Origin of the sequence: Bacteroides sp. 519, assembly GCF_010500955.1 — a bacterium.
Taxonomy (GTDB): Bacteria; Bacteroidota; Bacteroidia; order Bacteroidales; family Bacteroidaceae; genus Bacteroides.
The window spans coordinates 1-21308 of sequence record NZ_QVMJ01000041.1 but is presented as its reverse complement, the minus strand read 5'-3'; the positions used below and the strand labels follow the sequence as shown (position 1 = coordinate 21308).

At 40.0% G+C, this 21308-nt stretch carries 15 protein-coding genes and 1 pseudogene; 9 read left to right on the top strand and 7 right to left on the bottom strand.

Going from position 1 to position 21308, the window contains the following annotated elements; translation table 11 throughout:
• Positions 1 to 144 precede the first annotated feature (144 nt).
• The 6 genes from D0T85_RS20665 (at position 145) to D0T85_RS20640 (ending at position 6561) form a co-directional block, all read left to right on the top strand.
• The gene (locus D0T85_RS20665; protein ID WP_163215414.1) at positions 145 to 1134 is read left to right on the top strand and encodes a GSCFA domain-containing protein; all 990 of its coding nucleotides are present in this window, start codon (positions 145 to 147) and stop codon (positions 1132 to 1134) included.
• On the top strand, positions 1110 to 3590 hold the full coding sequence (locus tag D0T85_RS20660) for a bifunctional UDP-N-acetylmuramoyl-tripeptide:D-alanyl-D-alanine ligase/alanine racemase (protein ID WP_163215413.1): 2481 nt from the start codon (positions 1110 to 1112) through the stop codon (positions 3588 to 3590). Before D0T85_RS20665 ends, D0T85_RS20660 begins: the two co-directional genes overlap by 25 nt.
• 82 nt (positions 3591 to 3672) lie before the next feature.
• On the top strand, positions 3673 to 3885 hold the full coding sequence (locus D0T85_RS20655) for a twin-arginine translocase TatA/TatE family subunit (RefSeq protein WP_163215412.1): 213 nt from the start codon (positions 3673 to 3675) through the stop codon (positions 3883 to 3885).
• Between the two features lie 97 nt (positions 3886 to 3982).
• Positions 3983 to 4825, top strand: coding sequence for a twin-arginine translocase subunit TatC (gene tatC, locus D0T85_RS20650; RefSeq protein ID WP_163215411.1), 843 nt, complete (start codon positions 3983 to 3985; stop codon positions 4823 to 4825).
• Positions 4826 to 5116: 291 nt separating this feature from the next.
• On the top strand, positions 5117 to 5509 hold the full coding sequence (locus tag D0T85_RS20645; protein ID WP_163215410.1) for a SusD/RagB family nutrient-binding outer membrane lipoprotein: 393 nt from the start codon (positions 5117 to 5119) through the stop codon (positions 5507 to 5509).
• Positions 5506 to 6561: an endonuclease/exonuclease/phosphatase family protein gene (locus D0T85_RS20640; RefSeq protein WP_163215409.1), complete on the top strand. Its 1056-nt coding sequence runs from the start codon at positions 5506 to 5508 to the stop codon at positions 6559 to 6561. The genes D0T85_RS20645 and D0T85_RS20640 overlap by 4 nt, the downstream gene beginning before the upstream one ends.
• On the opposite strand, the gene D0T85_RS20635 is transcribed toward D0T85_RS20640, so the two are convergent.
• On the bottom strand, positions 6554 to 8158 hold the full coding sequence (locus tag D0T85_RS20635) for a glycoside hydrolase family 31 protein (RefSeq protein ID WP_163215408.1): 1605 nt from the start codon (positions 8156 to 8158) through the stop codon (positions 6554 to 6556). The two genes, D0T85_RS20640 and D0T85_RS20635, sit on opposite strands and share 8 nt — an antisense overlap.
• Positions 8159 to 8359: 201 nt before the next feature.
• Here D0T85_RS20635 and D0T85_RS20630 point away from each other — a divergent pair, with 201 nt between their 5' ends.
• Entirely contained in the window at positions 8360 to 8977 is a 618-nt protein-coding gene (locus tag D0T85_RS20630) for a flavodoxin family protein (RefSeq protein WP_163215407.1), read from the top strand.
• A 207-nt stretch (positions 8978 to 9184) separates the two neighbouring features.
• Here the strand turns inward: D0T85_RS20630 and D0T85_RS20625 are convergent, their stop codons facing one another.
• The 3 genes and pseudogenes from D0T85_RS20625 to D0T85_RS20615 form a co-directional block, all read right to left on the bottom strand.
• Positions 9185 to 10693, bottom strand: a complete 1509-nt coding sequence (locus tag D0T85_RS20625; protein WP_163215406.1) for a catalase — start codon at positions 10691 to 10693, stop codon at positions 9185 to 9187.
• 446 nt (positions 10694 to 11139) lie between these two features.
• On the bottom strand, positions 11140 to 12258 hold the full coding sequence (locus D0T85_RS20620) for a YhcG family protein (RefSeq protein ID WP_163215405.1): 1119 nt from the start codon (positions 12256 to 12258) through the stop codon (positions 11140 to 11142).
• Between the two features lie 36 nt (positions 12259 to 12294).
• A pseudogene (locus D0T85_RS20615) lies at positions 12295 to 12450 on the bottom strand (tyrosine-type recombinase/integrase); the annotation flags it as partial.
• Between the two features lie 239 nt (positions 12451 to 12689).
• Here D0T85_RS20615 and D0T85_RS20610 point away from each other — a divergent pair.
• Positions 12690 to 13862: a hypothetical protein gene (locus tag D0T85_RS20610; RefSeq protein WP_163215404.1), complete on the top strand. Its 1173-nt coding sequence runs from the start codon at positions 12690 to 12692 to the stop codon at positions 13860 to 13862.
• Between the two features lie 86 nt (positions 13863 to 13948).
• Here the strand turns inward: D0T85_RS20610 and D0T85_RS20605 are convergent, their stop codons facing one another.
• Positions 13949 to 14470 carry a hypothetical protein gene (locus D0T85_RS20605; protein ID WP_163215403.1) on the bottom strand — a complete coding sequence of 174 codons (522 nt, stop codon included), beginning with the start codon at positions 14468 to 14470 and terminating at the stop codon, positions 13949 to 13951.
• 1008 nt (positions 14471 to 15478) lie between these two features.
• On the opposite strand from D0T85_RS20605, the gene D0T85_RS20600 reads away from it, so the two are divergent.
• On the top strand, positions 15479 to 17563 hold the full coding sequence (locus D0T85_RS20600) for a BT4734/BF3469 family protein (protein WP_163215402.1): 2085 nt from the start codon (positions 15479 to 15481) through the stop codon (positions 17561 to 17563).
• A 477-nt stretch (positions 17564 to 18040) separates the two neighbouring features.
• Here D0T85_RS20600 and D0T85_RS20595 read toward each other — a convergent pair whose 3' ends face one another.
• The gene (locus D0T85_RS20595) at positions 18041 to 19954 is read right to left on the bottom strand and encodes a carbohydrate-binding domain-containing protein (RefSeq protein WP_203558541.1); all 1914 of its coding nucleotides are present in this window, start codon (positions 19952 to 19954) and stop codon (positions 18041 to 18043) included.
• Between the two features lie 1019 nt (positions 19955 to 20973).
• Positions 20974 to 21308 (bottom strand): hypothetical protein (locus tag D0T85_RS20590; RefSeq protein WP_163215401.1); only part of this gene is annotated, 335 nt, incomplete at its 5' end.

The window sequence follows — 21308 nt, the reverse complement described above, 5'->3', positions numbered from 1 at the left end:
TCAGTACAAAGTATCGCATGAAGCCTTCCTTTGGCGGAGACAAAGATAGAAAAAATATTTAATTTAATTTGGAATTCAACACAGTACCTCTGTGTTTTATATTCAATCATAAACTGTAACTTTGTGAATTGTAAATAAAATCAGATGGAATTCAGAACTACAGTCGATATATCTAAAAGAATACCTCCTGTCGGTTATCAAGACAACATACTATTAATGGGGTCATGTTTTGCCGAAGGTATTGGCAAACTACTGATAGAACATAAATTCTGCTGCAATGTAAATCCCTTCGGCATTCTCTATAATCCTTCATCAATATCCACTGCGCTTAAACAAATAATGAATAATAGGGAATACAATGAGAATGACCTGTTTTATCATTTGAGCAATTACCATAGCTATATGCATCATGGTTCTTTCTCGGCATCTACAACAACAGCATGTTTGAGTAACATTAACGCCAGATTAAACAACAGCCATTTGCAACTGCCTAAACTAACCTATCTGTTTATTACATTTGGTACAGCATGGATTTATACACAGAAAAACAATCATAATATTGTATCCAATTGTCATAAAGTTGCGGCCAAAGAATTTATAAGAAGCCGGTTAACTGTACAAGAGATAGTTACTGAATACAAAGGGTTAATAGAACAACTGTTAGCTACGAACCCTGTTGTAAAACTACTGTTCACAGTTAGTCCCATACGCCATATTAAAGATGGTTTACACCAAAATCAGTTAAGCAAAAGTACATTATTGCTTGCTATTGACGAATTGCAAAAACTATTCCCCGAACATGTTTTTTATTTTCCATCTTATGAAATTGTAATGGATGAACTGCGTGATTACCGGTTTTATGCCGACGACATGCTGCATCCATCGAACATGACCATACAGTATATATGGGAGCGTTTAACAGAAACACTATTCTCGAAAGAAACAAAAACCATACTGAAAGAATACGAAAGTATCCATAGAGATATTAATCACAAGCCGTTTTATCCGGACTCTGAGGAGTATAAGCGTTTTTTAGAACAATTAGTGTTAAAAATAAATCAACTGAAAGAAAAATACCCGAACTTTGATGTAGAAAACGAATTGCAAATATGTCTTACACGATTGAAGAAATAGCCGACAGCATTAATGCCGGCCGCATCGGGAGCAACGATGCTACTATTGACTGGCTGTTGACCGACAGCCGTTCGCTGGCATTTCCGGAAGAAACTCTTTTCTTTGCCCTCTCATCTAAAAGGAATAACGGAGCCAAATACATTGCCGATCTGTACACCCGCGGTGTACGGAATTTCGTAGTTGATAAACCAACCCTCAAGAATAAAGATATTGACACAGCAGATTATCCGTTGGGCAATTTCCTTGTGGTACCCGATGTATTGAAAGCACTTCAAAAACTGGCAGACTGTCATAGGTCACAGTTTGATATCCCTGTAATCGGTATTACCGGAAGCAATGGAAAAACGGTTGTAAAAGAATGGTTGCATCAGTTGCTTTCGCCCGATAAAAACATTGTCCGTTCGCCCAGAAGCTACAATTCGCAGATTGGTGTACCGCTTTCGGTTTGGCAGATGAATAAAGATAACGAACTAGCCATTTTCGAAGCGGGAATATCAGAAGTGGGCGAAATGCGTTTACTGCAAAAAATAATCCGTCCAACAATTGGTATATTTACCAGTTTAGGAGGAGCGCATCAGGAAAACTTCTTCTCCATGCAAGAGAAATGTATGGAGAAACTAACACTGTTTAAAGATTGCGAGGTTATTATTTATAATGCCGATGATGAGTTAATCAGCAATTGTGTATCCAAATCACTGATATCGGCACGCGAAATTGCATGGTCCAAAGTTGATAAGGAAAGACCACTGTTTATCAACTCTATCACCAAAGAGAAAGATTACACACAGATTACTTATACTTATTTGGGGATGTTGAATTCATTCCGGATTCCTTTTGTTGACGATGCCTCTATCGAAAACTCTCTGAACTGTTTAGGAGCCTGCCTTTACTTGATGATGCCTTCGGAAAAGATATCTGCCCGGATGGCGCATCTTGATCCTATTGCAATGCGCCTTGAAGTGAAAGAGGGGAAAAACAATTGTGTGATTATTAACGACAGTTATAACTCGGATCTGGTATCATTGGATATTGCTCTGGATTTTTTGTATCGTCGCTCGCAGGACAAGATGTTGAAACGAACGCTTATCTTATCGGACATACTGGAAACCGGACAAAGCACCACTAATTTATACAGGCGAGTTTCACAAATGGTTCATAGCCGGGGAATAGAGAAGATTATAGGTATTGGAAATGACCTGGCTTCGGTGGCATCCCGCTTTCATATTGAAAAATACTTCTTCGCCGATACAACTTCTTTCTTGAAATCGGATGTATGCAGAGATCTCAAAAACGAGATTATCCTTATAAAAGGAGCACGCAGCTTTGAGTTCGAAAGGATTTCGGAAGAACTGGTAGCCAAGGTTCACGAAACCATTCTGGATATCAACCTCAATGCGCTGGTAGATAACTTAAATTTCTTTCGCTCTAAACTGAATAGTAAAACCAAAACAATATGTATGGTAAAGGCTTCGGCCTATGGAGCCGGATCGGAACAGATTGCCAAAACCCTACAGGAACACCGGGCCGATTACCTGGCTGTTGCCGTAGCCGATGAGGGCTCGGAACTTCGGAAAGCCGGAATAACTTCGTCTATCATTATTATGAATCCGGAGTTGACAGCTTTTAAAACCATGTTCGCTTACAAGCTCGAACCCGAAATCTATAATTTCCATATACTGGAAAGCCTCATCCGGGAGGCCGAAAGAGAAGGTGTTACCAATTTCCCCATTCACATAAAGATAGACACAGGCATGCACCGTTTGGGATTCAACCCCGACGAGCTTCCTTTGCTAATCAAAAGGCTTAAAGAACAAACTGCTGTTATCCCCCGTTCCATATTCTCGCATCTGGCAGGGAGCGACAGTGCTGAGTTTGATGATTACACCCGTTCGCAGATAGCTGTATTTGAAAAGGCTTCTACCGAATTTCAAGAAGCATTCTCACACCGGGTTTTGCGCCATATATCTAATTCGGCTGGTATTCTCCGCTTTCCGGAGGCCCAATTTGATATGGTACGTTTGGGTATTGGATTGTATGGAGTTAATCCTGTGGATAATTCTATTCTGCAAAATGTTAGCACACTCAAAACAACCATTCTGCAAATACGGAATTTGGCAGCCAGTGAAACCGTAGGCTATAGCCGGAATGGTAAATTAACCCGAGATTCGCGAATTGCCGCTCTACCGATAGGATATGCTGATGGTTTGAACCGCAAACTGGGCAATGGAAACTTCTATTGCCTGATAAACGGGCAGAAAGCTCCTTACGTTGGCAACATCTGTATGGATGTATGCATGGTTGATGTTACTGATATCGACTGCCGGGAAGGCGATCAGGTGATAATCTTCGGAGACGGTCTTCCTATTACAACCATTGCCAACAAATTGGAAACCATATCATACGAGGTTCTTACGGCTGTTTCGTCGCGGGTGAAACGAATATATTTTCAAGATTAAAAGAATATATTTTCGTGCAATATGTTTTTTTGCTACTTTTGAAACCTGAATCACAATTTACAAATTAAAAATATCTGCAAATATGACTAATCTACTTTTATTCCCCAGCTTAGGCGGTGGTGAAATACTTATTCTTGCGTTACTTATTCTGCTTTTGTTTGGCGGCAAGAAAATTCCCGAATTAATGAAAGGACTTGGTAAAGGCGTAAAAAGTTTCAAAGATGGCGTAAACGAAGCCAAGGACGAAATAAACAAAGCTAAAGACGAACTCGAAGACGATAAGAAGACTAATTAATTGAGTTTTGAGTTTTGAGTTATAAGTTTTGAGTTCCCATGCGGTATGGTTAACTTAAAACTCATAACTCATAACTCATAACTCATAACTTTTTCCCATGGCAAACAATAAAACTCCCAAAGAACTTACTTTCTGGGATCATCTTGACGAACTACGCGTTTTGCTTTTTCGTGTGTTTGGTGCGTTACTTATTTTGGCTGTAGGCTATTTTATAGCCATGCCTTATTTATTTGAGTATGTAATTCTTGCCCCTACACATAACGATTTCGTTTTTTATAGATTCTTGAGATGGATTGGAGAGTCTCTTCATTTATCTGGTGACTTTTTCACTCAGGAGTTTAATGTGCAGCTAATCAACATTAACCTGGCAGCTCCTTTCTTTATTCATATCTCAACAGCATTCTGGATGGCTGTGGTTACAGCTGTGCCTTATCTGTTCTTCGAGATATGGCGTTTTATTAATCCTGCTCTTTACGATAACGAAAGAAAAGGAGTTCGCAAGTCACTAGGTTTAGGTACTCTTTTCTTTTTCATGGGGGTATGTGTGGGTTACTTTTTGGTATATCCGCTCACTTTGCGTTTTCTGGCCAGTTACCAATTAAGTCCGGATATTGCTAATCAGATATCTCTGAACTCGTATATTGATAACTTTATGATGCTTGTTCTTTGCATGGGATTGGCATTCGAACTACCTTTACTTACCTGGTTCTTATCTTTACTGGGTATCATCAACAAATCTTTCTTGAGGAAATACCGCCGGCATGCTGCTGTTGTTATTGTATTTGTAGCTGCAATTATTACTCCAACCGGCGATCCGTTTACACTAACAGCGGTTTCGTTACCTCTTTATCTGCTCTATGAGTTAAGTATATTAATGATAACAGATAAGATAAAGGAAGAAGATGATGAAGAGAGTACGGAAGTGATTAAAGAATTATAATTTGTTTTTATTAAATCAGAATTTTATCTTTGCCTTAAGTCTTTATTCATACTCTTATTGAAACAGAATGCAACTGATTTAAAACAACCTTTGTGAACCTTATCACCATCAGTTATAATATCTGTATCTCTGTGTTTAAAACAAAGTACGAATAATGTAGGTTAAATACTATGAAGGAAGACAAAGATTATGTTCAGGCTTTAAGTAAAGGCGATACCACTGCATTCGAAATGTTGTTTCTCCGTTATCAGCCAAAAGTAATTAGTTTCTTTTCCGGCTTTATTTAGTGCTATGAACTTTGTACGCAACACTGTTTCTAAAGAGTATAGTAATGGCAGGGAGATTACAGATGAATATATTGAAAGCTATCTGGCCAATCCAAAAATTGCTTATAAGGTAAACGGTACTCAGATAGATCGGTTAAAACAAATCTGGATTCAAAATTACATTGCACGTTTCTATCACATGCAATATGATGATTATTATGATTATCGCCGCAACACCTATCCGGAGTTTCCAATCAATCCGAATACAAACCTGAACGACGATAAGAATAAAATACCAATGCGTTGGCGGTATCCGCAGAACGAACTTCTGTTTAACAAAGAAGAATATCTTGCTGCATTAGAACGCCAATGGGGAGGAACAGATAATGTAAATAACGTAATGTGGTTATTGAAATGAAAAGAACAGTATACCTACTATTATTAATTTGTTTATTCGGTATAAAACTTGAAGCAAAGGAAAAAAACTCTTTCACTGTTTTACAACTGAATATATGGCATGAAGGTTCAAAGGTTCCTGATGGTTATCAGGGTATTCTCAGTGTCTTGGATCAGGCAGATGCTGATGTGGTTTTCCTTTGCGAAATCAGGAATCCTGCTAAATTTATGGAGAACATCCTTAAAGACCTTAAAGCCAAAGGCAAACAATATTATGGGGAAACACTTGGTTTGTCGGTTGGTATCTTATCGAAATACAAACCCGAAAGTATTGTAAAAAGTTGCATTGTACCCGGTGATGAGCACCGGGCAATGCTTAAAGCACTGATCCCTATAAACGGACAGCCCATTTACTTTTATTCGTGCCATTTGGACTATACGCACTACGAATGTTATATGCCACGTGGATACAGTGGCACAACATGGAAAAAGATTGATGCACCTGTTACCAACGAGGCCACTATTCTGGAAGCTAACAGGCTTTCTTACCGCGACGAAAGCATCCGTGCTTTTATAAAAGATGCTGAGGCCGAGATTAAAAAAGGTTATTCCATTGTTATGGGTGGCGATTTCAATGAGCCTTCTCACCTGGATTGGCAGGCAGATACTAAAAATCTATTCGACCATAATGGTGCAATCGTCAATTGGGACTGTTCGGTTATGCTTCATAAGTCTGGGTTTAAGGATGCTTATCGGGAAAAACATCCCGATCCCATTAAATATCCCGGATTTACATTTCCGGCAGGGAATAAACTGGCCGAAGAAGCAAAACTGGAAATCTTAGCTTGGGCTCCCGAAGCCGATGAGCGCGACAGGATTGATTTTATTTACTATTTTCCGGTTCATTCGGCACTGTCTTTGCAACAAAGTGTTTTAGTGGGCCCATCCGAAACTGTTCTGCGAGGAAAGATCATAAAAAAAGACTCGAAGGATAAGTTTTTTGTTCCTAAAGGGATATGGCCCACTGATCATAAGGGGAATTTGGCGAGATTTAAAGTAAAATCTTCTAATTAACCCATATTCGCTCAAAATACGGAAGCCTATCAATAGGCACTTCCTGCTCAATAGTAAGGGGACCTTTAAAATGATTACCTAAATCGTCTTTCCATATTCCTCTGGGAAGCTTTATGGTGCGTTTGGTCCCCTTAGTTACCATAGGAGCAACCATATACTTTTCGCCCAACATAAACTGGTCTTTGCAATCCACAAATCCTTCATGTGGAAAAGCATACTCCATGTGTTGTATTATCGGTTCTCCGCTTTGGGCCGCATATTGTGCCAGTTGAAGTATATAAGTACCCAACGATTCGTGTAAACGGGCATACTTGCGGCATATAGCCAGATTATCTTCATTGAGTATTCGCCAGGGAGCCACCGAGAACTGCATCATGGGCATCATGGCATGTACCTGACATGAACGTACTATCAGCTCCTGATCAAGTTTAGTTTGATCCACATTCAAAAAAGAAGCAAACTGCCCTCCTCCAATCATATCCGGACAAGTATATGCATATCCCATTAAGCCTGCTGCTAACATATCAGGAATTAAGAGTTGTACCGCACCCCATGAATAATTTTTATCGCCTAACCGTTGTACCAATGGCTGACCGCCCATTTTCCATCCGGCCCGGTATTCATTGAAAGGAAAATCTAATCCTATCTTTGCCCAGTATTCGCACATATCTACCGATGTTGCACTTTTATCGTAATATTCAAGATCAGGATCGGTGTAGTGAGAAATATCCCCGGCATCAAATTTAAATCCATCTACCCCGTACGCTGTTTGCAATTTACAAAGTTGTGTTTTTAAATGTTCAACTGCCTCGGGATTACTCAAATCGTAGGAAGCACTGTAACCGTTCCACCATCGAATAATGGCCGGCGAGCGGGTTGATTTCCTTTTCACCAGATATCCTTTGGCCGAAAGTTCACGAAACTCCGGGCTATCCGGACTTACAAATGGACATATCCACAACATGATACGAAATCCCTGTTGGTGAAGTTTGTCAATCATTCCTTTAGCATCCGGAAACTTTTCGGGCTTAAAATCAAAGTTGCCATAATACTTCTGCCAATTGTCATCAACCATAAATACACCTACCGGAAAATCATGTTTCAGGATATTATCGGCATAATTTAATATATCTTTCTGATTTTGATTGTACATCAGTTCTATCCATGTATTATATTGAGGCATAGAAAAGAAAAGCGAATCGGGGAGTGTACCCGATGGGGGAAAATGTTTTTTCATAGCAACCTGATATGCTTCGCGAAGTGTTTTCCCTGCAGTTACCGGTTCCAGCTTTTCATAATCTGAAGCAAGAAGCAATCCATTTTCAGCGTATGTTAACGTAAATGGTTTATCACTCCATACGTATCTTCCGGCAGACGATAGTATAAAAGGTACATTCTGGTTATTCAGGTTCTCGGTTGCAAGGTTATATAATCGCATATTTTCTTCGAATGGCATCTTTGACCCCAGACCTACCATCCCACCCCACCATTTTTCACCTGGTAAAGATTGTATTGGGGTTTTGTAGTTCTGGGCATTCAGAAAACCACACACTAGTAACAAAACAAACATGCTGATATTGCTTTTATAAACTCTCATATTATTTAGATTTAGATTTTAAAACACAGACACAGAAACACGGAGCTTTTCCTTGTGCTGAACACGGAGGCTTCGCTTTTGTTGTACAATAGGCCAACGGCCTTAGTTTCAAAAGCCAAAGATAACATTATTTTTTTGTTATAACATGAACTAAACACTTCTAATTTGTTATATCTTTGTAAACATAAAATTATAGCTAATATGAAAGTTCTTTTAATTAATGGTAGCCCTAAATCAAAGGGGAATACTTTTATTGCTTTATCGGAAGTTGCATCTACATTAAAAGCAAATGGAGTAGAAACTGAAATTGTATCTATTGGGAGTAAAGCTGTTCAGGGATGTATTGCTTGTAACAAATGTTTTGAGTTAGGCCGTTGTGTTTTTCAGGATGACCTATACAATAAAGTGAGAGAAAAAGCAATGGAAGCCGATGGTATTATTATTGGCTCTCCGGTTTATTATGCTGGCCCAAACGGTTCTTTATGTGCGTTACTGGATCGTTTGTTCTATTCGTCGGGGCGGCATTTACAATACAAGCCCGGTGCTTCTGTTGCTGTTTGCCGTCGGGGTGGAGCCAGTGCTACATTCGATCGGTTAAACAAGTATTTCACAATCTCAAATATGCCTATTGTTTCTTCTCAATACTGGAACTCTGTTCACGGACGCCTTCCGGGAGAGGCTTCGGAAGATAAAGAAGGATTGCAAACCATGCGTACACTTGCCCGAAATATGGTTTGGATGTTGAAGAATCTAAAATCGGGAACAGCAGAGATTCCACAACCCGAGGAAGAAAGGGAAATGACTAGTTTTATCAGGTAAATAAAAACACAGCTAATAATCAGCAAATTACAGTACCACATATTTTTTACGCTTGGTACAAAAGTGCCACTAATTATTTAAGCCTGAGAAAAAAGTATCACGCCGGTGGTACAAAAGTATCACTACTAAGATACTTTTGTACCACAAGCGTGGCACTTTTGTACCACAAGCGTGATACAAAAACGAAAGTTGTGGTTCTTTGATCAACTATTTTTCCTGAGCACGCTTTTCGTCATCTTCTTTCAAGCGTTTAGCCTCTTCCTGAACTTTGGCATTATCAAATCCACATTTCTGTGCAATTCCTTTGCCAAGGTGTTCATCACAAAGATAATAACGTGCGGCTACACGCAAACGGATATCATCGGATACACCTTCCATTTCATCATAAATATTCTGAATGGTACGCATCTTCTCATCCTCCGGCAACAACCGGAATAAATCACCCGGCTGGGTATAATAATCTGTATCCATGCGGTTATTGTAATGATCTGCCGGACCATCCAGTTGTAAAGCAGGCTCCTTATACATTGTACGGTTATCTACCGGACCATGGAAACTATTGGGTTCGTAGTTTACTGCTCCTCCCCCATTATCGTCATTGCGCATAAATCCATCGCGATGATAATTATGCACCTCTATTTTCGGACGATTTACCGGAAGTGTTTCATAATTTACTCCCAAACGGTAACGATGCGCATCTCCATAAGCAAACAAACGACCTTGCAACATTTTATCTGGCGAGAAACCAATGCCGGGAACATTACTAGCCGGATTAAAAGCAGCCTGTTCTATGTCGGCAAAATAATTTTCGGGATTACGGTTCAGCTCCATAATACCTACTTCAATTAGCGGATAATCTTTATGACGCCATACCTTTGTAAGGTCAAACGGATTAAACTGATATTTAGGGGCATCTGCCTCGGGCATTACCTGAATAAATAATTTCCAACGTGGAAAATCTCCCTTTGCAATATGCTCGAACAGGTCGCGTTGCGAATATTCACGGTCTTTACCTACTATTTCGGCAGCCTCCCGACTGGTTAAATTGGCAATACCCTGCATGGTACGGAAATGGAATTTCACCCAGAAACGTTCGTTCTTTGCATTAATAAAGCTATAAGTGTGACTGCCAAACCCATGCATCTGACGAAGATTGCGTGGTATACCACGATCGCTCATCAGTATTAAAACCTGATGCAACGACTCCGGACTGAGCGACCAGAAATCCCACTTTGCCGTATTGCTTCGCAGATTGGTTTTAGGATCGCGCTTCTGTGTATGAATAAAATCGGGGAACTTAATAGGGTCGCGCACAAAAAACACAGGTGTATTGTTTCCAACCAAATCCCAGTTGCCTTCATCTGTATAAAATTTCAACGCAAATCCACGTACATCGCGCTCGGTATCGGCAGCACCACGTTCGCCGGCTACAGTCGAAAAACGTGCAAGCATTTCGGTTTTCTTTCCCACACGGGCAAAAATAGAGGCTTTGGTGTATTGGGTTACATCGTTTGTTACGGTAAATGTACCAAAAGCTCCCGACCCCTTTGCGTGTACAACCCTTTCGGGTATCCGTTCGCGGTTAAAATGCGACATTTTCTCCAGATACCATACATCCTGTAATAAAGCAGGACCGCGTTCGCCGGCTGTCATTATATTCTGATTATCTGCTACTGGTTTTCCAACCTGGGTGGTTAATTGTTTCTTTTCTTCCATATTCAATAAATTATTTTGATGTGTGTAAAATACGATGTCCCTGTTTAACGCTTTTTGAGTATTACTTGTTCAGTGTTTGGTTGTTAACTTGGATGTACTTTAAATTAATCTTGCTTTTTTATAGCTTCTTTTCTGATTTTTATTACTTTTACAATAGGTTTAGAACTAGTTTAATTATGTTCGGCATTTGAATGAGGAAATTCAAACTAGTTCATCGTATTTGTATGTAGCAAAATTGTATTTTTGTATTATGAAGATTTTGTTTTTCCTTTGTATTTTGTTTTTCTCAATATCACAAAGGGCACAATTTTGGTTGTCTATTGAGGTGCAAGTATCAACTGTATTTGGTAAGTTTTGACCTTGCTTTATAATGAGTTATGTATCTCATTGAGGATTATGTCTTTTATATTTGAAAAATAAGCTTGTATCATCTGCAAATATTCTTTTTAATAGTTCTGATAAGATATGAATTTCTTTATTTCTTCCTCGGTTGGAAGCTCTATCATGTATTTCTGAACAAATATATTGGGGTCTAATCCGGCAGTGGCATACTTTACCAATGTATCTCCTTTCTCGGTACAAAGTAAAATACCGATAGGTGGATTATCATCCGATTGCATCACTTCTGCTTTAAAGTAGTTGAGATACATATTTAGCTGAGAAGCATATTCATGTTTAAATTTATCGATTTTCAATTCTGCAATTATATGGCATTTTAAAATCCGGTGATAGAATACAAGGTCTACAAAAAAGTAGTCTTCATCTATTAATATTCGTTTTTGGCGAGCTTCAAAACAAAAACCATGCCCCATTTCCAACAAGAAATTCTGTAAGTTATCAAGGATGGCTTGTTCTAAATTATTTTCTGTTACTAAGGCTCGTTCATTCAATCCTAAAAACTCTAAGGCTATTGGCGTGTTTATGACATCTTTAGGTTGTAGTTGGGTAGCTTGGCATTGTACGATTGCCGACAATGCTTCTTTGTTTTGAGATAGTCCGCTACGTTCATAATATAGAGAGGCTATTTGCCGTTCTAATTCTTTAACAGACCAGCACCCACGAATTGTTTCCATTTCGTAGAATGCACGTTTTATTGGATTCTCTATTTTTACAATGCTTTTAAGATGTGTATAAGGTATCCTGTTGAATATCTTATTGGCAGGAATATGCCATTTTGTCGGTTGATTATCAATGGTTTGTAATTCGGCACTCGCCAAGTGCCGAATTGGTTCGGTGAATTCGGCAGTCAGCGAGTGCCGAATTGCATTTCCTGACATAACATAGCCTAAAACTTCTTCTTTCAGTTGTGGATAAACAAGATATAAACGCCTAAACTCCCGAAACCGACGTTCATTTAGCCCTTTGGTATTCAAATGTTTTTCCAACTTCTTCAAAAGTTGCTCACCATAGGCTGCACGGTCTTCACCGTTTTGCTCAAATTCCACAATATAACAGCCCATAAGCCAGTTACGGGAAGTTAGTGCAAGGTTTACAGAATGTGCAGCCTGTGCTTGCAACGTGTCCTGAATGACACTGATATGATTTACTAATGATTCAAAGTTCATGTTTTGGTACTTTGTACAAAGTTACTATTTTTATTATCAAAGTTTTAATTCGGGTAGACTATTAATTGCTTCTTCTTTCAGCTTGTCTACTGCATGGGTGTATTTCTCCGTATGTTTCAGCCCACTATGTCCGAGCAAACTGGCGACCGTTTTAATATTAGCCCCATTGTTAAGTATATTCACTGATTTAGAAGTAGTTTCTCTTAGTCTAACTATGGAATCTATCGGTTTGGATAGCGAGAATTACCTATTTGTTAAATTGAAAGAATACTCCAAGGATTTCCTCTCTACCTAAATAGTACTTCTAAATAGAGGCTTATTCTTCCATCCGAGAATTAACTTGGTTTATTTCAGGCTATTCTTTGCTAAGAACTCCCTATTTTCTATCTTTGCATTGAAAACAACGATATTAAGTAAAACAAGGATGAATTATGAAAAAGCTATCTCTACTTCTAGTAGTGACTGCCTGTATTCTTATGTATGGATGTAAGGATTCAGAACCAGTCTTTGACCCCGCAGACTTTGATGTACCTGAACTGACTACCGAAAACTCGATCATCGTAGATGTAAACCTGTTTGTAAGACAAGGTTTTGCTTTTGAGGCACAAGGAGAAAAAATTGCTGTTGACTGGGGCGACGGTACCCTGGAAAAGTATTATATGTTGGATGAAGACTCCAAAGGTTGTCATCATGTATATGCCGAAGAGGGTGTTTATCAGATCAAAATCTGGTCCGATCACATCACCCACCTAAGCATTTCTTCGCAGAAAGACTACATTTCGGATATCTATTTTGGTTATGCGCCGATACTCACTTATTTAAGTTTGGATAATTTTGTAGGCTTTGAACATGCATTGATTGACAACTGCCCCATCCTAGAGCACTTGGTTCTGCACAGTTGGAGCGATTTAGTTTCTTTAGACATCAGCAAATGCCGGGAACTGAAAGAGTTTGATTGTGTTACCAACAAAAAACTGGCAACACTTGATTTGCATTACAATGATTTGCTGGAAAGAATCTGTATTAATGAGGTAGGTATTTCCGAATTAGACATCTCGAATAACAGAGCTTTAAAAAACATTGAGATTAAACGTACAAACATAACCAGTCTGTCGTTAGCCAGCAATTATTTTGTAGAAGTTTTGTCGATTCCCAGAAACAAGCTGACTTCTCTTACTATTCCACACCAAAACAGTATAATTGAACTTTCGTGTTATGAAAATGAGTTCGAAACTCTTCCTACTCTAACCAATTTAGGAAGGCTTCAGAAGCTGGTTTGTAATAACAACAAACTAACCGAACTGGATTTATCAAATTGTATTGATCTTATCCACTTCAATTGCATTACTAATGAACTGACAGAATTGGATATTTCTAAAAATACAATGATTGAACAACTATACTTTGGATATAACCTGATGGAAAAAGAGGCTATTGACAAAATATTTTCGGATGTTCCGGAATCTATTAATAGCAGCAGTCCAAACCAGTTTCACTATAAAGATAATCCGGGAGCAAAGGAAGCTAAGCTTGATATTATTTTGTTTAAAGGATGGAAAATTGTTGAGCAGGAAGATATATATCTGAATCAGCACGATAAATAGCCACTTGGGATATTCACCACAGAGTACACGGAGGACACAGAGTTTTATTTTTTCTCTGTGTCCTCTGTGAATATATTATAGAAGCTTTACCACATTAATACAATATGAAAAGTGGTAGCATCAGTTGGTTTAATTCTGGTACTAAAGTCGGAATAGGTGAGATAAAATCCAACCCAGCCCACCGAATAATCAAAATCATAAGTTTGAGTCCATATAAACTCTTTTCCCTTATCATCAACTTCGCCTTTATGCAATACATAAGGCATACCGTTCTTTACATCATCTCCTGTTTGGATATAAGCAATTACAGTTTTATCACTATATATTTCTTGAGTTAACTCTGGTAATTTTTTATCCACAAAAAAGAAAGAATTCAATTCATCCGGATCACCATGCAGTTCCCACTCGTGTGGTTGAACAACAAAGGTTTTTGAAAACCAATTGGCCCCATAACCATCTTTTCCGTCTTTCCCGTTTATTCCATTGTAGCCATCTCGTCCATCTTGCCCATCTTGTCCTGTAGGTCCCATCGGACCCATTGGGCCCATCGGACCTTCGCATGCCATAAATGATACTGCTAAAACTAAAAATAAGAATAATTTTTTCATAAAATATAAATTTAATTAGTGAATATAGAATGGAAGGAGTTATCGCTTCGCTAGGAGTTAAAGGAGTTAAAGCTTTAAATGCTCTGAAGTTTCTTAGAGCTATAACTCCTAAGGAGCAAAGCTCCTGATAACTCCTTTAACTCCTTCCATTCTTGAATTACTGACATAAAATTAGGAAAGGATAAATCTTTGTAAAAGGAGCTTTTCTCTAATTGTTATTAGGGGAATCCCTACAACCATCATTAATGCCTTGATAAAAAATAGTATAAATACATTTCGTTTTATTTAAATTTTTCTATATATTGCAAACGTAATACAACATGAAATCGAAATCAGATTTACTCCATCCGAGGATATTGGCAATATTCAAACCTATTTGGAATTTCGTAATGCCAAACCAGATTAAGATTCCTATTGTAGAGACGCAATGCATTGCGTCTTTTCTTTTGCCCAGCAAGGCCATACCCACAATGCCAACAATGCATTGCATCTTCCCTCCTGTCCAACAAAGCCATACCACAATACCAACAGACGCAATGCATTGCGTCTCTACAAAAAAACATCTCAAATTCCCCCATAATCCCATTTTTTTTCGTACGTTTGCAGTAAACCCTACAGGCGATTTATCGCAAAAAAACCATCATAAGTATCATAACACACCTATTTATCTATGAATCAACACAATACATCATGACAGTTCCACAAAAAGTAAAACATAAGTACCATTCGAAGTATCATAGAACAAAAATAGTTTCATTGTACCTTGAGATTTAAAAACAAGTAGTTTCACTTTATTTTCTACCAATGAAACTAATTGTTTTCTATATAGGAAACAACTGGTTTCATACATAGGAAACAAGTAGTTTCCTATATAGAAAACAGTTGGTTTCCTACCGTGAAACTGTTGGTTTCATACTGAGAAACAGTTGGTTTTGTACAGAGAAACAAAAGGCATCCTACAGAGAAGCAAAAACTGAGTAACTAAATAACTAAAACAACCCAAAAGACATGAAAGTAACTAGCTATAGAAACATTGACGGAAAAATAACGCAACGCACACTCGCACTGGAAACCGTACTGGAAATGTTGCGAACAGAAATAAAATCACAACCAGTAACAACACTACGTAACAACCTGATTTATGCACGACCCGGCAAAACAGATATCTATGCATTGAAACTGCCCATCATAGTGTTTGGCGGAGCTTTTCAGAATAAAAACAGCAAACAGGAACTGACTACTTACAACGGACTGGTTATCATTGAAATAAATAAACTGGCAAACCAAAAAGAGGCTGTCGACCTCCGGAACCAGGCGGCCCAACTTGCACAAACCTTCCTTGCATTTATCGGATCAAGCGGAAAAAGCGTGAAAATCATTATCCGGTTTGCTTTACCCGATGGTACGCTTCCACAAGAGCGTGAACTGGTAGAGAGGTTTCATGCACAGGCGTATCGTGAGGCTGTGGAATGGTATCAGCCTCAATTAAAAAGAGAAATAGAGCTGAAAAAGCCTGTTGTTGAACGTGGTTGTCGCTTATCGTTCGATCCGGAACTGTATTATAACCCCAACGCAGCGGTTATCCATATAGAACAACCCATCCGTTTGCCGGCCGAGCCTACTTATGCCGAGATGCAACATGCAATTAAAGATCCGCTACAGCGCCTGATACCGGGTTATGAACGACATCACATCCTATCTACCCTTTTCGATACTTGTTTAATGGATGCCATTCGGATGATTAATGGTGTGGATTGGGAAAAAGATGAATTAAAACCTTTCCTTACAGCATTGGCCGAAAATTGCTTTCACTCCGGAATACCCGAAGAAGAGGCAGTGAAATGGACGTTGTTTCATCGTGACCTTAAAAAATACGAAATAGAAGTTCGTGCGAAGTTCCGTAGTGCGTACTCGCTGGGAAAGAAATTCGGAGGTAAGCCCTGCATCACGGCTTCGATGACACTTATTGCACAACTCGATGATTTTATGCAACGCAGATACCAACTGAGGCGCAATACAATAAAAGGAATAGTGGAGTATCGCGAACTGAAATCTTTCTATTTCGATTTTCGTCCGCTAACCAAACAGGCCATGAACAGTATCTCGCTGAATGCCACAGCCGAAGGTATTAATGCTTGGGATGCCGATATCAGACGCTACCTGGAGTCGGACCGCGTACCAATATATAACCCTATCGAAGAGTATTTGCATTCGCTTCCCACTTGGGACGGCAAAGACCGTATCCGTGCACTGGCCAATTGCATAAAATGCAACAATCCGCGTTGGCCCGACTTGTTTTACAAGTGGTTTCTTTCTATGGTGGCCCACTGGCAACAAATAGACCGCAAGCATGCCAATAGTACCCTCCCCCTACTGGTTGGTAACCAGGGTTGTGGTAAATCTACTTTCTGCCTCAACTTATTACCACCCGAATTGCGCGACTATTATACAGATAGTATTGACTTTAGTAACCGCCGCAATGTGGAGTATGCGCTTGGCAGATTTGCGTTAATAAATATGGATGAGTTCGACTCTATCAGTCCTTCTTATCAGGGATTTATGAAACACATTCTTCAAAAAGCAATGGTACAAACGCGCTTGCCTTATGCGGGTACTACAGATGTTATACGCCGGTATGCCACATTTATAGCTACAAGCAATAACTTTGATTTACTGTCGGACCCCACCGGCAACCGCCGTTTTATTTGCATTGAGGTGGAAGGGATTATTGATTACACACAACCTGTTGATTACGGGCAACTGTATGCACAGGCTTTGCAGGCAATCCGCAATAGCGAACAGTACTGGTTTACACACGAAGAAGAGGCATATATAACATCGTGCAATCAACGGTTTTTGCGAACAACGCCCGAGGAAGAAATAGTGCTTACATATTTCAGGAGGCCGACCACCGGAGAGGTGTACGAAGAATTAACTTGCAGTGAAATGCTGCAACGCATCCGCGAAAAATACATCTTGTTTAAATGCAGCCGTACAGTAGCTATGAGTTTAGGCAAGGTGTTGAAAAACAGGTTCGAGCACCGCAGGGTAACCCGGGGAACTGTGTATAAGGTGGTTATGAGTGGTGAGTGAGTAGTTTTGAGTGGTGAGTGATGAGTTTTGAGTGATGAGTTTTGAGTGATGAGTTATGAGACTTCGAATGGTACTTATGTTTTACTTTTTGGGCATCTATCATAATGTAATACATTGAAATACAGTTCGATAAGTGTGTTATGATACTTATGATGGTTTTTTGGGCGAAAATCTTCTGTAGGTGAATTCATATTCCAGAATTATTCATATTTGGTTCAAATCAGAGGGGAATTGAAACGCTGAGTTACGCTAAGTTACGCGGAGTTTTTATTTCGATGCCGCATGGAATTCCCCTCCTTGGCTAAGGAGGGGTGGCCTTTAGGCCGGGGTGGTTGGACTACCAAGCATAGTGTATAAAACATAGTGTTGTATGTACACCAACCACCCCGCCCGTTGGGCACCCCTCCTTAGCCAAGGAGGGGAATCCATGCGGCATAATATCAAAAAACTCCGCGTAACTTAGCGTAACTCAGCGTTTCAAGGTCTCCAACCCCCGCCTGGTCCGCCACCCGGGCCACCGGAGGTTCCAACTGTTGATACCGATCCGGCAGTGCCTGTAGTAAAGGTTCCGGCATTCGATCCGCCTTTGTAGGTTGCTGCGGTATACAATCCGTAGAAGTTCTCATTGCCGGATATTTCGCCACCCGTATAAATAGTATAACCGGTATTGGCTTTTAATGCTGCACTACTAACCAGCATCACTACTCCGCTTTGATAAGTAACAGGTAGTTTAAAGGTAATAACTTCGCTGTTATCCGAAGAATTTGCAATATGAACAATAGGTATGTTTGCCGTTGAACTTCTGAATATAACCGACGACTGTGTACATGCACTGGCAGTAGGTGTACTGGTATCGCCACCAATACCAACTATGGTACCTCCTGTAATGCTGAACCTGCTTTGGTCGCAATCTATACCACCTTCGGGCGATGTAGCACCGGCTGCAATAACAACTCCCCCTGTTATACTCAATGTTCCGTTTGAATCAATGGCATCGTTAACACTGCTTTTGCAATACACATATCCACCATCAATCTGAATGTGGTTTGAAGCATTAATGCAATCGTCGTACGCTTCAACAACCACTGTTCCACCGGTTATGGTAAGTGTGGCTTTACTTTCCAATCCCTCGGCCTCGGTTTTGTATGTGCGCAAGGTTATGTTTCCTCCGTTGATAGTCAGGTTGCCATCACTCTTAACTGCTTTGGCGGCGGTATCGTTATTGCGGTCGTACACATACTGATCGCCTGTAGTGGTTACTGCAAGGGTACCGTTATTAATGGTCAATGTGCCATCTACGTTAATACCCTTTCCACCTTTTCCGGCACTCACAATGGTAATTTCTCCGTTATCAATCACCACATTTCCATCGCATTTAATACCGGCGCTCGATGAGGTGTCGGCTTCGTCGGCTTCCCATATTGCATCTCCGGCAGTGTTTATGGTAATGGTGCCGCTCACAATGGTTACATCTCCTGTAGCATTTATTCCTTTCGAAGCATTTCCGTACACGGATATGTCCATCTTGTCTACCTGGTTTATGGTCAGGTATTCGCCACATTTAATACCGTGCCCCTTTTGTGCGGTGGTTACAATTTCGAGGGTTCCACTGTTAATTTCTACATATCCATCGCAGTCAATACCTTCTCCGGCCGACCGGGTGGTTATTCTGCCCCCTTCTATCTGCACATAGTCTTTGGCATGTATGGCATCGCTGGCGGCCTCTTTTACATGGATGTTCCCCTCGTACATACGAAAATAATCGTCGGTACAGATGGCGTGTTTGTTTTTACCTCTTACTTCGAGCAATCCACTACCATAGAAGTTGAGTTGGCCTTCGCTAAAGAAGGTTCCTTTCATATCTTCGCCTTCTACATGCGTATAGGTTGCCCCATCAATCAGGCGATTGTTGGTTTGGTTAACCACGGTAACGGTTACTTTCTTTCCACACTGAATGTTAATAGCTGCGCCGTTGGGGTTGGTTATGCCTGTTCCGTTCAATACCAATCCGAATTTATATTCACCATAGATTTTAACCGATCCGTTGCTGGTTACGCCAGAGAGGATATAGTTTACTTCTTTATCGGTAATGGTTGAGATGATGATTACATGGCCATTGGTATGGGTAATGGATACACCATCGGTAAGCGGGTTATCTACAGTTACCTCACTACCCGAGAAGGTTATGGAAACGGCATTGTTGTAACTAACGGTTTGTGTGTTAGGAACCAGTTCATCGTCGTCCTCGGCACCTGGATCTTCGGGCACTTCGGGTACTTCAACAATTTCTTCGTCCTGAGCAGGATAAGAGATGTTATCGGAATCACTTGAGCATGCGCTAAAAACAATAGCGAATGTGCATAAAAACAATAGGTAGTATTTTCTATTCATACATTAATGGATAGGTTTAAATTAGCAACTTGTTATAAAAAAGTACAAATAAACCCGGTTTGGCAAATGTATGCAACAAAAATCTATGAATGAGGGGAATTTATAGATGAAATTTAATTTCAGACACGGATTGCGCGGAATGACACGGATTTGAAAACACGGATTTAATATTTAGCCTACATGAATATAGAATGGAAGGAGTTATTGCTTCGCTAGGAGTTAAAGCTTTAGATGCTCTGAAGTATCTTAGCCTGTATTATTCATATTCGTTTAGTTCTGTTAGGGGCTGAGTTGAACCAAAAGTGAGGTAAAGTGAGGTAGAGGAGGTAAAGTAGGCGATGCCGCATGGAATTCCCCGCCCTTGAGGGGCGGGGTGGCCTTTAGGCCGGGGCGGGGAGTGAAAACATACCGCATGGAAAATCGGTTGCACAACCTTTGAGTCCCCCCTCNNNCCGCCCTAAAGGGCACCTCTCCCCTCTAGGGAGAGGAGTTCCATGCGGCATCACACCACTCAACTACTTTACCTCCTCTACCTCACTTTACCTCCTTTTCAATCTGATTTGAACCAAATTGATGAAGTATGAATAATGCAGGTTAGAGATGTTAACAGGCAGGGCTGTTAAGTTTTAGTAATTATCAATTGCCGTCTGCTTTAGCTGACGGTCTAAAAGGTATAGCAATTGGGGCTTTAGCCAAATTAACTTTGGCTAAAGCCAAGGGAGAATCTTTCTAACAACCGTCAGCTAAAGAGGCTTAACAACCGTTCCGGTTGAACCATGCGGCTTAACTTACAATCTGTAACTAAATCAAAGAACGATTAGTCAGCTAAAGCAGACGGCAATTGATAGAACTTAACAGAGTTAAAGCCCGTAGGGCTTATAAATCAAAAACTTTGTACCTCCGTGTTCAAATAAACAAGAAGCGCGAAAACAAGAAGCCTTTAAACTCCCTGCTTTCGCGCCTTTTCACATTCGCGCTTTCGTGCCTTTATGCTTTCGTGCCTTTATGCTTTTGCGCCTTTATTTACTTGTAGTTGGCAAACCATTATCATCATACTTAAATGTCAATGCCGGGTATGAACCTTGAAGTCCATAATTAAAAACCCTCCGACAACGTGCATATGCTACCTGTTCTGGACGTACAGCTCCAGTTCCGTTTTGGTAAGGTAATGAAAAGGCTAAAACCCCATACTTATCAGTGTCTTTGGAAGAACCGTGATAGAAAGAGAAAGTATAAGATATCCCCCCATTAGCAGCTTCGGTTGTTGGATCTTCGGACGACTGCGTCCAAAGGATTAAGGCATCCACATTTTTATTGGTATATTCTGGGTAATAATAGCCTGCCGGCAAAGTCC

Bases quoted from the DNA above. Each gene is read 5' to 3' on its own strand.
- D0T85_RS20665 (WP_163215414.1), top strand. From the start codon at position 145: ATGGAATTCAGAACTACAGTCGATATATCTAAAAGAATACCTCCTGTC.
- D0T85_RS20660 (WP_163215413.1), top strand. From the start codon at position 1,110: ATGTCTTACACGATTGAAGAAATAGCCGACAGCATTAATGCCGGCCGC.
- D0T85_RS20655 (WP_163215412.1), top strand. From the start codon at position 3,673: ATGACTAATCTACTTTTATTCCCCAGCTTAGGCGGTGGTGAAATACTT.
- tatC (WP_163215411.1), top strand. From the start codon at position 3,983: ATGGCAAACAATAAAACTCCCAAAGAACTTACTTTCTGGGATCATCTT.
- D0T85_RS20645 (WP_163215410.1), top strand. From the start codon at position 5,117: ATGAACTTTGTACGCAACACTGTTTCTAAAGAGTATAGTAATGGCAGG.
- D0T85_RS20640 (WP_163215409.1), top strand. From the start codon at position 5,506: ATGAAAAGAACAGTATACCTACTATTATTAATTTGTTTATTCGGTATA.
- D0T85_RS20635 (WP_163215408.1), bottom strand. From the start codon at position 8,158: ATGAGAGTTTATAAAAGCAATATCAGCATGTTTGTTTTGTTACTAGTG.
- D0T85_RS20630 (WP_163215407.1), top strand. From the start codon at position 8,360: ATGAAAGTTCTTTTAATTAATGGTAGCCCTAAATCAAAGGGGAATACT.
- D0T85_RS20625 (WP_163215406.1), bottom strand. From the start codon at position 10,693: ATGGAAGAAAAGAAACAATTAACCACCCAGGTTGGAAAACCAGTAGCA.
- D0T85_RS20620 (WP_163215405.1), bottom strand. From the start codon at position 12,258: ATGAACTTTGAATCATTAGTAAATCATATCAGTGTCATTCAGGACACG.
- D0T85_RS20610 (WP_163215404.1), top strand. From the start codon at position 12,690: ATGAAAAAGCTATCTCTACTTCTAGTAGTGACTGCCTGTATTCTTATG.
- D0T85_RS20605 (WP_163215403.1), bottom strand. From the start codon at position 14,470: ATGAAAAAATTATTCTTATTTTTAGTTTTAGCAGTATCATTTATGGCA.
- D0T85_RS20600 (WP_163215402.1), top strand. From the start codon at position 15,479: ATGAAAGTAACTAGCTATAGAAACATTGACGGAAAAATAACGCAACGC.
- D0T85_RS20595 (WP_203558541.1), bottom strand. From the start codon at position 19,954: ATGAATAGAAAATACTACCTATTGTTTTTATGCACATTCGCTATTGTT.